This window comes from Micromonospora deserti, assembly GCF_003236335.1.
Classification (GTDB): Bacteria; Actinomycetota; Actinomycetes; order Mycobacteriales; family Micromonosporaceae; genus Micromonospora; species Micromonospora deserti.
Window position 1 is genome coordinate 1 of sequence record NZ_POUB01000579.1, and the last position, 428, is coordinate 428.

The 428-nt window shown below is 53.7% G+C and carries 1 protein-coding gene; it reads left to right on the top strand.

Annotated features, from left to right (window positions below):
- A partial coding sequence (locus C1I99_RS32010; RefSeq protein ID WP_199562483.1) for a DUF932 domain-containing protein occupies positions 1 to 428 on the top strand: 428 nt, incomplete at both ends.

Consider the following 428-nt stretch of genomic DNA (forward strand, 5'->3'; position numbering starts at 1 on the left):
CGAAGAACTGATGCGCCATGTACCGAGTATTTTTGGGGAAAACCGACATACCTCTCGCAGTGAACACTATGCGTACATTCCCACTATCACCGTCCTGGAAAATCTGCAGCAGGAAGGCTTTCAGCCGTTCTTTGCCTGCCAGACCCGCGTGCGCGACCAGAGCCGCCGGGAATACACAAAACACATGCTGCGTCTGCGGCGGGCCGGACAGATAACCGGTCAGCATGTCCCTGAAATTATTCTGCTCAACTCCCATGACGGTTCATCCAGCTACCAGATGTTACCCGGATATTTTCGTGCCATTTGTACCAATGGACTGGTCTGCGGTCAGTCTCTGGGAGAATTGCGTGTTCCACACCGGGGAAATGTGGTGGACAGAGTCATTGAAGGGGCTTACGAGGTGGTGGGCGTTTTTGACCGGATAGAGG